The organism is Streptomyces sp. NBC_01723 (assembly GCF_036246005.1).
In the GTDB taxonomy this organism is placed as follows: Bacteria; Actinomycetota; Actinomycetes; order Streptomycetales; family Streptomycetaceae; genus Streptomyces.
In genome coordinates, this window is the sequence record NZ_CP109171.1 from 7402148 (window position 1) to 7416501 (window position 14354).

General features: G+C 71.7%; 10 protein-coding genes. 6 read left to right on the forward strand and 4 right to left on the reverse strand.

Annotated features, from left to right (window positions below; genetic code table 11):
• The 3 genes from eboE (at nucleotide 1) to OIE75_RS34790 (ending at nucleotide 3870) form a co-directional block, all read left to right on the forward strand.
• Nucleotides 1–1176 carry a metabolite traffic protein EboE gene (gene eboE, locus OIE75_RS34780; protein ID WP_329473303.1) on the forward strand — a complete coding sequence of 392 codons (1176 nt, stop codon included), beginning with the start codon at nucleotides 1–3 and terminating at the stop codon, nucleotides 1174–1176.
• Complete coding sequence (locus tag OIE75_RS34785; protein WP_329473304.1) at nucleotides 1173–2552, forward strand: nucleotide pyrophosphatase/phosphodiesterase family protein; 1380 nt, start codon at nucleotides 1173–1175, stop codon at nucleotides 2550–2552. The genes eboE and OIE75_RS34785 overlap by 4 nt, the downstream gene beginning before the upstream one ends.
• 112 nt (nucleotides 2553–2664) lie before the next feature.
• Complete coding sequence (locus tag OIE75_RS34790; protein WP_329473305.1) at nucleotides 2665–3870, forward strand: sugar phosphate isomerase/epimerase family protein; 1206 nt, start codon at nucleotides 2665–2667, stop codon at nucleotides 3868–3870.
• Between the two features lie 93 nt (nucleotides 3871–3963).
• On the opposite strand, the gene OIE75_RS34795 is transcribed toward OIE75_RS34790, so the two are convergent.
• The 4 genes from OIE75_RS34795 to OIE75_RS34810 all read right to left on the reverse strand — a co-directional run bounded on the left by OIE75_RS34795 (nucleotide 3964) and on the right by OIE75_RS34810 (nucleotide 10594).
• The gene (locus tag OIE75_RS34795) at nucleotides 3964–5343 is read right to left on the reverse strand and encodes an OFA family MFS transporter (RefSeq protein ID WP_307016147.1); all 1380 of its coding nucleotides are present in this window, start codon (nucleotides 5341–5343) and stop codon (nucleotides 3964–3966) included.
• Nucleotides 5344–5461: 118 nt separating this feature from the next.
• Nucleotides 5462–7663, reverse strand: a complete 2202-nt coding sequence (locus OIE75_RS34800) for an acetate--CoA ligase family protein (RefSeq protein WP_329473306.1) — start codon at nucleotides 7661–7663, stop codon at nucleotides 5462–5464.
• Between the two features lie 4 nt (nucleotides 7664–7667).
• Nucleotides 7668–8900 carry a formyl-CoA transferase gene (gene frc, locus OIE75_RS34805; RefSeq protein ID WP_329473307.1) on the reverse strand — a complete coding sequence of 411 codons (1233 nt, stop codon included), beginning with the start codon at nucleotides 8898–8900 and terminating at the stop codon, nucleotides 7668–7670.
• 11 nt (nucleotides 8901–8911) lie between these two features.
• Nucleotides 8912–10594: a thiamine pyrophosphate-binding protein gene (locus OIE75_RS34810; protein WP_329473308.1), complete on the reverse strand. Its 1683-nt coding sequence runs from the start codon at nucleotides 10592–10594 to the stop codon at nucleotides 8912–8914.
• Nucleotides 10595–10737: 143 nt separating this feature from the next.
• Between OIE75_RS34810 and sucC the strand changes: the two genes are divergently transcribed.
• The 3 genes from sucC to OIE75_RS34825 are packed head-to-tail and all read left to right on the forward strand — an operon-like array spanning nucleotide 10738 to nucleotide 14350.
• Nucleotides 10738–11880: an ADP-forming succinate--CoA ligase subunit beta gene (sucC, locus tag OIE75_RS34815; protein WP_329473309.1), complete on the forward strand. Its 1143-nt coding sequence runs from the start codon at nucleotides 10738–10740 to the stop codon at nucleotides 11878–11880.
• A gap of 14 nt (nucleotides 11881–11894) precedes the next feature.
• Nucleotides 11895–12797 (forward strand): succinate--CoA ligase subunit alpha, encoded by a 903-nt coding sequence (gene sucD / locus OIE75_RS34820; RefSeq protein ID WP_307016151.1) that lies wholly within the window; start codon nucleotides 11895–11897, stop codon nucleotides 12795–12797.
• Nucleotides 12794–14350, forward strand: a complete 1557-nt coding sequence (locus tag OIE75_RS34825) for an aldehyde dehydrogenase family protein (RefSeq protein WP_329473310.1) — start codon at nucleotides 12794–12796, stop codon at nucleotides 14348–14350. The genes sucD and OIE75_RS34825 overlap by 4 nt, the downstream gene beginning before the upstream one ends.
• Nucleotides 14351–14354: the final 4 nt, after the last annotated feature.

Genomic DNA, 14354 nt, shown 5'->3' on the forward strand with positions numbered 1-14354 from the left:
ATGCGCTTCCGGCACCCCGACGGCTCCACCGTCCACCTCGCCTACTGCACCAACGTCCACCCCGCCGAGACCCTCGACGGGGTCCTCGCCCAGCTCCGCGACCACTGCGAGCCGGTCCGTCGCCGCCTGGGCCGCGACCGCCTCGGCATCGGGCTGTGGCTCGCCCGCGACGCCGCGCACGCCCTGGTCACCGACCCCGCCGCGCTGCGCGGCCTGCGCACCGAACTCGACCGGCGGGGCCTGGAGGTCGTCACCCTCAACGGCTTCCCCTATGAGGGCTTCGGCGCCGAAGAGGTCAAGTACCGCGTCTACACGCCGGACTGGGCCGACCCGGAACGCCTGGAACACACCACCTCCCTGGCCCGCCTGCTCGCCGGACTGCTGCCCGACGACGTCACGGACGGCACCATCTCCACCCTGCCCCTCGCCTGGCGCACCGCGTACGACGAGACCCGCGCCGACAAGGCGCACGCCGCGCTGGGCACGCTCGCCGAACGCCTCGACGCGCTCCAGGAGCTGACCGGCCGCTCCATCCGCATCGGCCTGGAACCCGAACCCGGCTGCGTCGTGGAGACCACCCACGACGCGATCGCCCCGCTGACCGCGATCGGCCACGACCGGATCGGCGTCTGCGTCGACACCTGCCACCTCGCCACCTCCTTCGAAGATCCGGACACCGCTCTGGACGCCCTCGCCGCCGCCCGCGTCCCCGTCGTCAAGTCCCAGCTGTCCGCCGCCCTGCACGCCGAGCACCCCGGCGACCCGGCGGTCCGGGAGGCGCTGGCCGCGTTCGCCGAGCCGCGCTTCCTGCACCAGACCCGGACCACCACCACGGCCGGCGGCCGCCAGGGCACCGACGACCTCGACGAGGCCCTGGCCGAGGGCGGCCCGCTGCCCGACACCGCGCCCTGGCGCGCCCACTTCCACGTCCCCCTGCACGCGGCCCCCGCCGCGCCCCTCACCTCCACCCTCCCCGTGCTCAAGGCCGCGCTGAACCGGCTTGTCGGCGGGCCGCGCCCCCTCACCCGGCACCTGGAGGTCGAGACCTACACCTGGCAGGCCCTCCCGCCCGAGCTGCGGCCCCGCGCCCGCGCGCAGCTCACCGACGGCATCGCCGCCGAGCTGACCCTGGCCCGCGACCTGCTGACCGACCTCGGCCTGAAGGAACTGCCATGACCCGCCCGACCCCCCTCCTCGTCCTGGACGTCGTCGGCCTCACCCCCCGTCTCCTCGACCACATGCCCCACCTCAAGCGGCTCGGCCAGTCCGGCTCCCGCGCGCCGCTCGGCACCGTGCTGCCCGCCGTCACCTGCGCCGCCCAGTCCACCTTCCTCACCGGCACCCACCCCTCCGAGCACGGCATCGTGGGCAACGGCTGGTACTTCCGCGAACTCGGCGACGTCCTGCTGTGGCGCCAGCACAACGGACTCGTCGCCGGCGACAAACTCTGGGACGCCGCCCGCCGCGCCCACCCCGGCTACACCGTGGCCAACATCTGCTGGTGGTACGCCATGGGCGCCGACACCGACATCACCGTCACCCCCCGTCCCGTCTACTACGCCGACGGCCGCAAGGAACCCGACTGCTACACCAGGCCCCCGGCCCTGCACGACGAACTCACCGAAAAGCTCGGCACCTTCCCGCTCTTCCACTTCTGGGGGCCCGGCGCGGACCTGGTCTCCAGCCAGTGGATCATCGACGCCACCCGGCACGTCATGGCCACCCGCCATCCCGACCTGACGCTCTGCTACCTCCCTCACCTGGACTACGACCTCCAGCGCTTCGGCCCCGACGACCCCCGCTCCCTGAAGGCCGCTGCCGACCTGGACGCGGCGCTGGCCCCGCTCCTGGAGGACGCCCGCGCCGAGGGCCGCACCGTCGTCGCGCTGTCCGAGTACGGCATCACCCCCGTCAGCCGGCCCGTGGACATCAACCGCGCCCTGCGCCGCGCCGGCCTCCTCGAGGTGCACACCCAGGACGGCATGGAGTACCTCGACCCGATGGCCTCCCGCGCCTTCGCGGTCGCCGACCACCAGATCGCCCACGTGTACGTCCGCCGCCCCGAGGACCTGGACGCGACCCGCGCCGCCCTTGACGGGCTGCCCGGTATCGCGCAACTCCTCGACGACGAGGGAAAGAAGGCCCAGCACCTCGACCACCCCCGCTCCGGCGAGCTGGTCGCCGTCGCCGAGCCGGACGCCTGGTTCACGTACTACTACTGGCTCGACGACGGCCGCGCGCCCGACTTCGCGCAGCTCGTCGAGATCCACCGCAAACCCGGCTACGACCCGGTCGAGCTGTTCATGGACCCCCTCGACCCCTACGTCAAGGTCAAGGCGGCCTCCGCCCTGGCCCGCAAGAAACTCGGCATGCGCTACCGCATGGCGGTCGTGCCCCTGGATCCCTCACCTATTAGGGGCAGCCACGGCCGCCTCCCCGCGAGCGACGACGACGGTCCGCTCCTCATCTGCTCCACCCCCCGCGCTGTCGGAGACCGCGTAGCGGCCACCGATGTGAAACAACTCCTGCTCCGGCTCGCCGGTCTCGACTGACGCTCCGTCACACGCGCTGCCGAGATCCAGCTACTGAGAGTGAAACACACGGCACTGACAACGGCCCGCCCGAGCCGCATCGCGGCAGGCCACGACCCAGAAGGCAGGCACCGTGAGCCCGTTCACCGATCCCTCCCGCACCGACGCCGGCACGGACCCGGCCCTCGACGGCCCGGACGAGAGCCTCCGCCGCAGCCTCGGCGTGGGCCGGCGCCGTTTCCTCAGCACCTGCACCGCGGTGGCGGCCGGAGCCGTCGCGGCCCCCGTCTTCGGCGCCGCCCCGGCCCTCGCCCAGGACCGGGACAGAGGCCACGACCACGACCACGGTCACGGCCGCGGGCAGGTCCTCGTCCCGGCGGACAAGCGCGGCATCATCCTCTACACCGTCCGCGACGCCACCGCCCGCGACCCCCTCGCCTCCGACCTGCCCTCCGGCTTCCGCGAGGTGTTCAAGCAGCTCGCCCGCCACGGCTACCGGCAGGTCGAGTTCGCCGGATACAACCAGCACGCCAACGCCCCGGGCGGCGCCGGCCTTGAGTCCGTCAAGGGCGCGAAGCTGCTCCGCTCCTGGCTCGACGACTACGGCCTGCGCGCCCAGGGCAACCACGGCTTCATCCCGTCCTCCTGGCCGCTGACCGCGGAGGACGAGGACACCTTCAAGAAGCACCTGGAGATCGCCAACATCCTCGGCATGGACCACATGGGCACCGGCGGCGACCCCACCGGCAGCTCCTACCGCGCCGACTGGGACGTGGCCGCCGACAAGTGGAACGCCCTCGGCCGGATCGCCCGCCGCGAGGGCATCAAGCTCTACACCCACAACCACGACGGCGCCTACGGCTTCCTGCTCGACGGCGGCCCGCTGGACGACCAGGGCCGGCCGACCCGCAGCTCGGGCATCCGGAAGCTGGAGTACTTCCTCAAGGCCACCGACCCGAAGGCGGTCTGGCTGGAGATGGACATCTTCTGGGCGCACGTGGCCCAGTACAAGTTCCACTCCTACACCGCCCACGACGGCTCGACCCGGAAGGACGTCTTCGACCCGGCGGGTCTGGTCGCCCGCAACAACAAGCGCTACCCGCTGTTCCACGCCAAGGACGGCGTGGTCAGCACCACCAACGGCATGGGCTACGACATGGTGCCCTTCGGCACGGGTGTCATCGACTACCGCACGTTCTTCTCCCGGGTCGGGGAGCGGAACTACCACAACCCGATGATCGAGGACGACAACTCCCCGAGCGCCACCGACCCGGCGCAGTCGCTGCGGGAGGCCAAGATCAGCTACGACAACCTGGCGGCCCTGCGCAAGCGCTGCTGACCCGCCGTACGGACGGGCGGCCTCCCCACGACGCGGGGAGGGCCGCCCGTCCGTACGAAACCGTGCGAGACCTCGCGAGGCCGCGTGGTGCGGTCACTCCTCGCCGAGCGGCCGTGGGTTGGGCGCGATGCGCTTGTCCTTCGGCCGTCCGGGCGGTTGCAGGAACAGCGCCACGAATCCCGCGAGGATCGAGATGCAGCCCGCCAGCGTGAAGGCTCCGTTGTAGCCCCAGGCGCCCACGACCACGGCACCCATGCCCGCGCCCAGTCCGGAGACGAGCTTGGAGCTGTAGACCATCCCGTAGTTGGTGGCGTTGTTGTTCTCGCCGAAGTAGTCCGCCGTCAGCGCCGCGAACATCGGGAAGATGGCACCGCCACCGAAGCCGGAGACGGCGGAGAAGATCAGGAACAGTGGCAGGTTCTTGATCTCGGCCGACCAGATGATGCCGAACTGGGCGAGGCCCAGGATGGCGCAGACGTAGAGCAGGCACTGCTTGCGGCCGTAGAGGTCGGAGAGCCAGCCGATGACGCCGCGCCCGGTGCCGTTGACGATCGCCTTCAGCGACATCGCCGTGGCCACGATCCCGGCCGCGAAGCCCGCCTCCTCACCGATGTCGACCTGGAAGGCGATACCGAAGATGTTCACGCCGGAGGTGCAGGCGAGACAGAACCACATCAGCGCCACCCGGCCGGTCCGCCAGGCCTCCAGCGGGGAGTACTGCTTGGTCGCCGGGGGGTTCTTCTCCAGCGAACGCCGGGCCCGCGGGTCGTCCGGCGGGTTCAGCGGGTCGACGGCCGCCGGCCACCAGTTCTTCGGCGGGTCCCGGAAGTAGAAACCGGCCAGGGCCACCATCGCGGCCAGGAAGACACCCGCCGAGACCAGCACCCAGCGGAAGTTGGAGCCGTCCATGTAGCCGTGGAAGATGAAGACGAACGGCACCGAACCGTACGCGAAGCCGCCGTTCACGAAGCCGGTCTTGCCGCCCCTGCGCTCCGGGTACCACTTGCCGACCATGTTGACGCAGGTCGCGTACACCATGCCCGCGCCCATGCCGCTGAACACGCCGAACCCGATGAAGGCGAGCGCGACATGCGGCGCGAACGCCAGGGACAGATAGCCGAGCAGCGTGCCGACCGACCCCAGCATCATCGCCCAGCGGGCCGGCAGTTTGCCGTTCTCTCGCAGCCGCCCCGCCGGAAACGCGACGGCGGCCTGGCAGAAGATCCAGGCGGTCATCATCCAGTAGATGCTGCCGCTGGACCAGTGGTGCGCCTCGTGGAGCGTGTCCTCGGCGGACGCGAACGCGTACTCGGCGGAGGAGATGCCCATCATGCCGATCCAGGGCAGGAGCACCATCCACTTGCGCTTGCGGCCCATGATGTCGATGTCGGACTCGCCCACGCGATAGACGCGTCCGTTCCGGTCGGTCACCTCCCGGTAGGCGGCGACCCGTGTGACGTCCGTGGCTGTCATGTCGTTTGCACCCCTTGCGTCGAAAGATCTGGCCAGCGCCCCCTGTCCCATGCCTTTCGTGCGCAGCGCGGGTTCCGGGGCCGGCCGACGCGCACCCGTCGGCCGGCCCTCCGCGGGCTCACCTCATGTGCCGCCCCCCCAGCAAGCCCGCCCGTCTCCCGCCACCGCCCTGACGGAGGGCCTGCGGCCCCAGCCTTGATGCCGCCCGCGCCCAGCGGTACTTCGCGCCGAGCACGGCCACCGGCTTCTCGGTGGTGTACGGGTAGGCCACGACCCCGTGCTCGAAGAGGTACTGGCACGCCTCCTCCACCTCGACGTCGCCGGCCAGGGAGGCCACCACGGGCTTCTCGATGCCCCGCGCGCGGAACTCGCCCACCACCCGCGCGGTGAGCTCGGCGAACACCATGGGGGGAGTGACGATGGTGTGCCAGTAGCCGAGGACCAGCGCGTGGATGCGCGGATCCTCCAGACCAAGCCGGATCGTCGCCTCGTACGTCGACGGAGGCTCGCCCCCGGTGATGTCCACCGGGTTGCCCGCCGCGCCGAACGGCGGGATGAACGCGCGGAACGCCTCGTCCAGGTCCGGCGGTATCTCCATCAGCGACAGGCCGTTGTCCGTCACCGCGTCCGAGAGCAGTACGCCGCTGCCCCCGGCACCGGTGATGATCACCACGTTGTCGCCCTCCGGCGCGGGCAGCACCGGCAACGCGCGCGCGTACTCCAGCATCTCGTTCAGCCCGGGCGCCCGGATGACGCCCGCCTGCCGGAGGATGTCGTCGTACACGGCGTCGTCCCCGGCCAGCGCCCCGGTGTGCGACCCGGCGGCCTTCGCGCCCGCCGCCGTCCGCCCCGCCTTGAGCACGACCACCGGTTTCCTGGGCACCGTCGCCCGCGCGGCCTCGACGAACGCGCGCCCGTCCTTGAGGTCCTCCAGGTGCATCGCGATGCACTCGGTGCGCGGGTCCTCACCGAACCAGGTCAGCAGGTCGTCCTCGTCCAGGTCCGACTTGTTGCCCAGGCCGACGATCGCCGACACGCCGGTTTTCGTGGTCCGTGCGAAACCCAGGATCGCCATCCCGATCCCGCCCGACTGCGAGGTCAGCGCGACCCCGCCCTTGACGTCGTACGGCGTGCAGAACGTGGCGCACAGGTCCTGCCAGGTCGAGTAGTAGCCGTAGATGTTCGGCCCGAGCAGCCGTACGCCGTACCGCTCGGCGACCGCCACGATCTCGTCCTGGAGCGCCTGCTCGCCGGTCTCCGCGAAGCCGGAGGGAATGAGTACGGCGTTGGGGATCCGCTTGCGCCCCACCTCTTCCAGGGCCGCCGCCACGAACCGCGCGGGGATCGCGAAGACCGCCACATCCACCTCACCGGGAACGTCGGTGACACTCTTGTACGCCTTGCGGCCCAAGATGTCATCGGCCTTCGGGTTCACCGGGTGGATCTCGCCCGCGAAGCCGCCGTCGACGAGGTTGCGCATCACCGAGTTGCCGATCTTGCCGGGTTCACCCGACGCGCCGATCACCGCCACCGAGGAGGGCTGCATCAGGCGCCGCATCGAGGTGAGGATCTCCTCGCGCGTGTACCGGCGGCGCTCCTTCGGCGTGTCGGTGGCGAGGATGACCCGGATGTCGGCCGCGACCGCGCCCTCGGGCGTGGCGATCACCGGGTTGAGGTCCACCTCGGCGATGTCCGGGAAGTCGGCGACGAGTTCGGAGACCCGGCGGATCTGCTCGGCCACCGCCCACCGGTCGACGCCGGCCCGCCCGCGCACCCCGCGCAGCACCTCCGCCGCCCGGATCGAGTCCAGCATGGACAGCGCCTCGTCGGCGTCCACCGGTGCCAGCCGGAAGGTGACGTCCTTGAGGACCTCGACCAGCACGCCGCCCAGCCCGAACGCCACCACCTTCCCGAACGTCGGATCGGTCACCGCGCCGACGATGACCTCCTGCCCCTGTGGCAGCAGTTCCTGGACCTGCACACCCTCGATGCGCGCCGACGCGTCGTACGCGCGCGCGTTGTCGACGATCCGGCGGAACGCGGCCCGCACGTCCGCCGCGCCCTCCACCCCGACGACCACACCGCCGGCGTCGGTCTTGTGCAGGATGCCGGGCGAGACGATCTTCATGACGACCGGCCCGCCGAAGCGCGCCGCGCAGGCCACCGCCTCATCGACGTCCCGGGCCAGTTCCTCTCCCGGTACGGCGATCCCGTAGGCGTCCGCGAGCACCTTCCCCTCGGGCGCGGTGAGCGCGGTGCGCCCCTCGGCCCGCACGGAGTCCAGGAGTGCCCGCACCCGGGCCACCCGGTCCTCGGCCATCACGTCAGACCACCCCGTTCGACTTGAGCAGGCGCAGTTCCTCGTCGCCGAGACCCAGCTCGCCGACGTACACCTCTTCGTTGTGCTCGCCGAGCAGGGGTGAACTGGTCACCCGCACCGGCGAGTCGGAGAGCTTGAGCGGGCTCCCGACGGTCACGAACTCGCCCCGCTCGGGGTGCGGCACGGTGACGACCATCTCGTTGGCGGCCAGCGAGGCGTCCTCGATGATCTCCCTGGTGGACAGGATCGGCCCGCACGGGATGTTGTGGGCGTTGAGCCGCTCCAGCACCTCCCACTTGGGCAGCGTGGACGACCACTCCTCGATCAGCTGGAACATCTTGCCCAGCTTCGGCAGCCGCGCCTGCGGCGTCGCCCACTCCGGGTCGTCGGCCAGCTCGGGCCGGCCGATCAGCTCGCTGAGCGGCTGCCAGCCGACCGGCTGGACGATGACGTACACGTAGTCGTTCGGGCCGCCCGGCGCGCACTTGACCGCCCAGCCCGGCTGCCCGCCGCCGGACGCGTTGCCGGACCGGGGAACCTCGTCGCCGAAGTCCTCGTTGGGATATTCGGCGAGGGGACCATGGGCCAGGCGCTGCTGGTCGCGCAGCTTCACCCGGCAGAGGTTGAGCACCGCGTGCTGCATGGCCACGTTCACCCGCTGCCCGCGCCCGGTGCGCTCCCGCTGGTACAGCGCGGCGAGGATGCCCGCCACGGCGTGCACGCCCGTGCCCGAGTCCCCGATCTGGGCGCCCGTCGCCAGCGGCGGCCCGTCCTCGAAACCGGTGGTGGACATCGATCCGCCCATGGCCTGCGCGACCACCTCGTACGCCTTGAAGGCGGTGTAGGGGCCGTCGCCGAACCCCTTGATGGAGGCGTAGACGATCCGTGGATTGATCTCCTTGATGCGGTCCCAGGTGAACCCCATCCGGTCCACCGCGCCCGGGCCGAAGTTCTCGACCATGACGTCCGAGCGCCGGATCAGCTCGGTGAGGATGTCCTTGCCGCGCTCGGTCTTGGTGTTGAGGGTGATGCTCCGCTTGTTGCAGTTGAGCATCGTGAAGTACAGGGAGTCGACGTCCGGCAGGTCGCGCAGCTGCTTGCGCGTGATGTCGCCGCTCGGCGCCTCCAGCTTGACGACGTCCGCGCCGAGCCAGGCGAGCAGCTGGGTCGCCGAGGGCCCGGACTGCACATGCGTCATGTCCAGGACGCGGATGCCCTCAAGAGCCTTGGCTGTCATGGGCCTTCACCTCACTTGTACATCGTCTGGTTCATGGTTCCGGGGGCGTACGCGTCCGGGTCCACCCAGACGTTGACCAGGGACGGCTTGCCGGACTCCCGGGCGCGCCTGAGAGCCGGGCCGATCTCGGCGGGGTCGCGGACCTCCTCGCCGTGGCCGCCCAGCATCCGGGCGAACTCGTCGTAGGGCACGTCGCCGAGGGTGTTGCCGACCCGCTCGCGCTCCTTGCCGTACTTGGCGGCCTGGCCGTAGCGGATCTGGTTCATCGAGGAGTTGTTGCCGACGACGCCGACGAAGGGCAGGTCGTAGCGGACCAGGGTCTCGAAGTCCCAGCCGGTGAGCGAGAAGGCGCCGTCGCCGAAGAGGGCGACCACCTCCTTGTCGGGCCGCGCCTGCTTGGCGGCGAGCACGAAGGGCACCCCGACGCCGAGCGTGCCGAGCGGCCCGGGGTCCATCCAGTGGCCCGGCGACCTGGGCTGCACGACCTGCCCGGAGAAGGTGACGATGTCGCCGCCGTCCCCGATGTACACCGAGTCCTCGGTGAGGAAGTCGTTGATCTCGTTGACCAGCCGGTACGGGTGGATGGGGGAGGCGTCCGACCTGAGCTGCGGCAACCGCTTGTCCAGCGCGGTCCGCTCCGCCGCGCGCAACTCGTCGAGCCACTCCTTGCGTTTGGCCGCGCCCCCGTTGAGCCGCCCCGACGCGGCCTCGGCCACCGACCGGAGCACCAGCCCGGCGTCGCCCACGATCCCGAGGTCGATGTCGCGGTTCTTGCCGACGGTGCGGTAGTCGAGGTCGATCTGGACGACGGTCGCGTCCGGCGACAGCCGCTTGCCGTAGCCCATGCGGAAGTCGAAGGGCGTGCCGACGATGACGATGACGTCGGCGTTGGAGAAGGCGTACCGGCGCGACAACTGGAAGTGGTGCGGGTCGCCGGGCGGCAGGGTGCCGCGGCCGGCGCCGTTCATGTACGCCGGGACGTTCAGCGTGCGGACCAGGTCGACGGCGGCCTCGGTCGCTCGGGTCGTCCACACCTGGCTGCCGAGCAGGATGGCGGGCTTCTCCGCGTGCACCAGCAGGTCGGCGAGCCTTTCCACCGCCTCCGGGTCGCCCGCCGAACGCGTCGAGGCGCGGTACGCCCCGGCCTTCGGGACCCGCGCCCTGTCCGCCGCCACCTTGGCGTCCAGCACGTCGCGCGGGATCTCCAGGAAGGAGGGGCCCGGCGCGCCGTGGTAGCACTCGCGGAACGCCATCGACACCATGTCGGCGGCCCGTGCGGTGTCCGGCACGGTCGCCGCGAACTTGGTGATCGGCGTCATCATGTCGACGTGCGGCAGGTCCTGGAGGGACCCCATCTTGTGCTGGGTGTGCGCTCCCTGACCGCCGATCAGCAGCATCGGCGACTCGGCGCGGAAGGCGTTGGCGACACCGGTGACGGCGTCGGTGGTCCCCGGTCCCGCGGTGACCACCGCGCAGCCGGGCTTTCCGGTGATGCGGGCGTAGCCGTCGGCGGCGTGCGCGGCGACCTGCTCGTGGCGTACGTCGACCACCTCGATGCCCTCGTCGACGCAGCCGTCGTAGATGTCGATGATGTGGCCGCCGCACAGGGTGTAGATGCGGTCGACCCCCTCGGCCTTGAGTGCCTTGGCGACGAGGTGACCGCCGGAGATGAGGTCCTGGGTGTCGTCGGGCATGGCGAAGTCCTGTCCCTTCACGAGGGGTTGGGGCGCTCTCGCGGTAGATTGCATACAGTCGACGAATACTGTATGAAGCTTGTTATCCCGCATCCGGTGGGTGGTGTCCAGGGGGCGTGCGGCACTTTCAGTCAGGAGCCGGAATGGACCTGTACGAACACCAGGCAAGGGAACTCTTCGCAGAACACGGCATCGTGGTGCCGAGGGCCGAGGTCACCGACTCGCCCGCACGGGCCCGCGAGATCGCCCGCGCGCTCGGCGGCCGCGCCGTCGTCAAGGCACAGGTGAAGACCGGCGGACGCGGCAAGGCGGGCGGCGTACGGCTCGCCGCCGACCCGGCCGCGGCCGAGGAGGCCGCCCGGGACGTCCTCGGCATGGACATCAAGGGCCACACCGTCGGCGTGGTCATGCTCGCCGAACCGGTCGAGATCGAGAGGGAGTTCTACGTCTCCTACGTCCTCGACCGCGCGGCCGGACGGTTCCTCGCCATCGCGTCCGCCGAGGGCGGCACGGAGATCGAGGAGATCGCCGCCGAGCGGCCCGAGGCCGTCGCGCGCGTCCCCGTCGACCCGGCGGCGGGCGTCACCACGGCGACGGCGGTACGCATAGCGGACGCCGCCGGCCTGCCACCGCAGAGCGTCGACGTACTCGTCCGGCTCTGGCAGGTACTGGTCCGCGAGGACGCCCTGCTGGTCGAGGTCAACCCGCTGGTCAGGACCGTCGAGGGGCAGATGGTGGCGCTGGACGGCAAGGTCACCCTCGACGACAACGCCCGCTTCCGGCAGACCCGTTGGGGAAGCGGACCGGAGACGGCGTCCGACCCGCTGGAGGCACGGGCCGCGGCCAAGGGCCTCCACTACGTCAGGCTCGACGGCGAGGTCGGCGTCATCGGCAACGGCGCCGGACTGGTCATGTCGACGCTCGACGTGGTCGCCGGCTGCGGAGCCCGGCCCGCCAACTTCCTCGACATCGGCGGCGGCGCCTCCGCCCGGGTCATGGCCGACGGGCTGTCCGTCGTCCTCTCCGACCCCGCCGTGCAGTCCGTCCTCGTCAACGTCTTCGGCGGCATCACCGCCTGCGACGCGGTCGCCGACGGCATCGTCCGCGCCCTGGACGAGGTCCGGCCGACCAAACCGCTCGTCGTCCGCCTCGACGGCAACAACGCCGCCCGCGGCCGTGCCCTGCTCGACGCACGCGCCCATCCCCTGGTCGAACAGGCCACCACCATGGACGGCGCCGCCCGCCGTGCCGCCCGGCACGCCACCGCGGCATCCACCGCCGGATAAGGAGACAGGTCGACATGGCGATCTACCTCACCAAGGAGAGCAAGGTCCTCGTCCAGGGCATGACCGGCGCCGAAGGCATGAAGCACACCCGCCGGATGCTGGCCGTCGGCACCGACGTGGTCGGCGGCGTCAACCCGCGCAAGGCCGGCCGCACCGTCGACTTCGACGAACGTGCCGTCCCCGTCTTCGGATCGGTGCGCGAGGGCATCGAACACACCGGCGCGGACGCCACCGTCGTCTTCGTGCCGCCCGCCTTCGCCAAGGCCGCGGTGACCGAGGCCGCCGACGCGGGCATCGGGCTCGCCGTCGTCATCACCGAGGGCATCCCCGTCCACGACTCCGTCGCCCTCACCGCCCACGCCAAGGCGCGCGGCACCCGGGTCGTCGGCCCCAACTGCCCCGGCCTGATCAGCCCCGGCCAGTCCAACGCGGGCATCATCCCGCCCGACATCACCAAGCCAGGACCCATCGGCCTGGTCTCCAAGTCCGGCACGCTCACCTACCAGCTCATGTACGAACTGCGCGAGATCGGCTTCTCCACCTGCGTCGGCATCGGCGGCGACCCCGTCGTCGGCACCAGCCACATCGACTGCCTCGCCGCCTTCCAGGACGACCCCGACACCGAACTCGTCGTCCTCATCGGCGAGATCGGCGGCGACGCCGAGGAACGCGCGGCGGACTACATCCGCGACCACGTCACCAAGCCCGTCATCGGCTACATCGCGGGCTTCACCGCCCCCGAGGGCCGGACCATGGGCCACGCCGGCGCGATCGTGTCCGGCTCCTCGGGCACGGCCCGGGCGAAGCAGGCGGCACTGGAGGCGGCCGGCGTCCGGGTCGGCAGCACCCCGACCGAGACGGCACGACACGTCCTCTCCGTACTCGGCGGCGCCGCACGCGACGGAGCCCGCCCATGACGACCGCCGAGGGCACCCCGGGCCTCACCCTCAAGTCCGGCACCGCCTGGGCCGACGCCTGGCAGCGCTGCCGCACCGTCGCCCCCGAGGCGTTCCGCGACGACCGCGTCCTCAACCTCTGGGACGCCGGCTGGCGGGCCGACGGCCGCGTCCTGCCCGCCACCAGCCCGGTCGACGGCACCCCCGTCACCGGCCCGCCCCGGCTGGACGGCGCGACCGCCCACCGCGCCGTACGCGCCGCCCTCGACCAGCACCGCGCCTGGCGCCACGTCCTCCTGCCCGAACGCCGCGCCCGCGTCGCGGCCACCCTCGACGCCCTCGCCCAGCACCGGGACCTGCTCGCGCTGCTGCTCGTCTGGGAGATCGGCAAGCCCTGGCGGCTCGCGCGGGCCGACGTCGACCGGGCCGTCGACGGAGTGCGCTGGTACGTCGACGGCATCGACGCGATGACCGAGGGCCGGGCCCCGCTGGACGGACCGGTGTCCAACATCGCGAGCTGGAACTACCCGATGAGCGTGCTCGTCCACGCCCTGCTCGTCCAGGCCCTCGCGGGCAACGCGGTCATCGCCAAGACCCCGACCGACGGCGGCGTCGCGTGCCTCACCCTGGCCTGCGCGCTCGCCGCCCGCGAGGGCGTCCCCGTCACCCTCGTCAGCGGCAGCGGGGGCGAGCTGTCCCGGGCGCTGGTGCGGTCGCCCGAGATCGGCTGCGTCTCCTTCGTCGGCGGCCGCGACACCGGCGCCGCCGTAGCCACCGCCGTAGCCGACCTCGGCAAGCGGCACATCCTCGAACAGGAGGGCCTCAACACCTGGGGCATCTGGAACTTCACCGACTGGGACACCCTCGCCGCCGTCGTCCCGCGCCTCTTCGACTACGGCAAGCAGCGCTGCACCGCCTACCCGCGCTTCGTCGTCCAGCGGCAGCTGTTCGACGCGTTCCTCGCCGCGTACCTCCCGGCGGTCCGCACCCTGCGCGTAGGCCACCCGCTCGCCGTCGAGGCACCGGACGACCCGTTCCCCGCGCTCGACCTCGGACCGGTCATCAACGCTGCCAAGGCCAAGGAACTGCACGACCAGGTCGCCGAGGCCGTCGACCGGGGCGCCGTGCCCCTGCACCGCGGCAGCGCCGCCGACGCGCGGTTCCTCCCCGGCCAGGACACCTCCGCCTACGTCCATCCGGTCACTCTCCTGAACCCGCCCCCGTCCTCACCGCTGCACCACGCGGAGCCGTTCGGGCCGGTCGACACCATCGTCCTGGTCGACACCGAGGCCGAGCTGCTCGCCGCGATGAACGCCTCCAACGGCGCGCTGGTGGCCACCCTGTCCACGGACGACCCGGCGACGTACCACAGACTGGCGCCGCACATCCGCGCCTTCAAGGTCGGTCACGGCGTGGCACGCTCCCGCGGGGACCGCGACGAGCTGTTCGGCGGCCACGGCGCGTCCTGGCGCGGCGCCTTCGTGGGCGGCGAGCTGCTGGTGCGGGCCGTCACCCGCGGCCCGGCGGGGGAGCGGCTGCCGGGGAACTTCCCGGACGGCCACCTCATGCCGTAGCGGG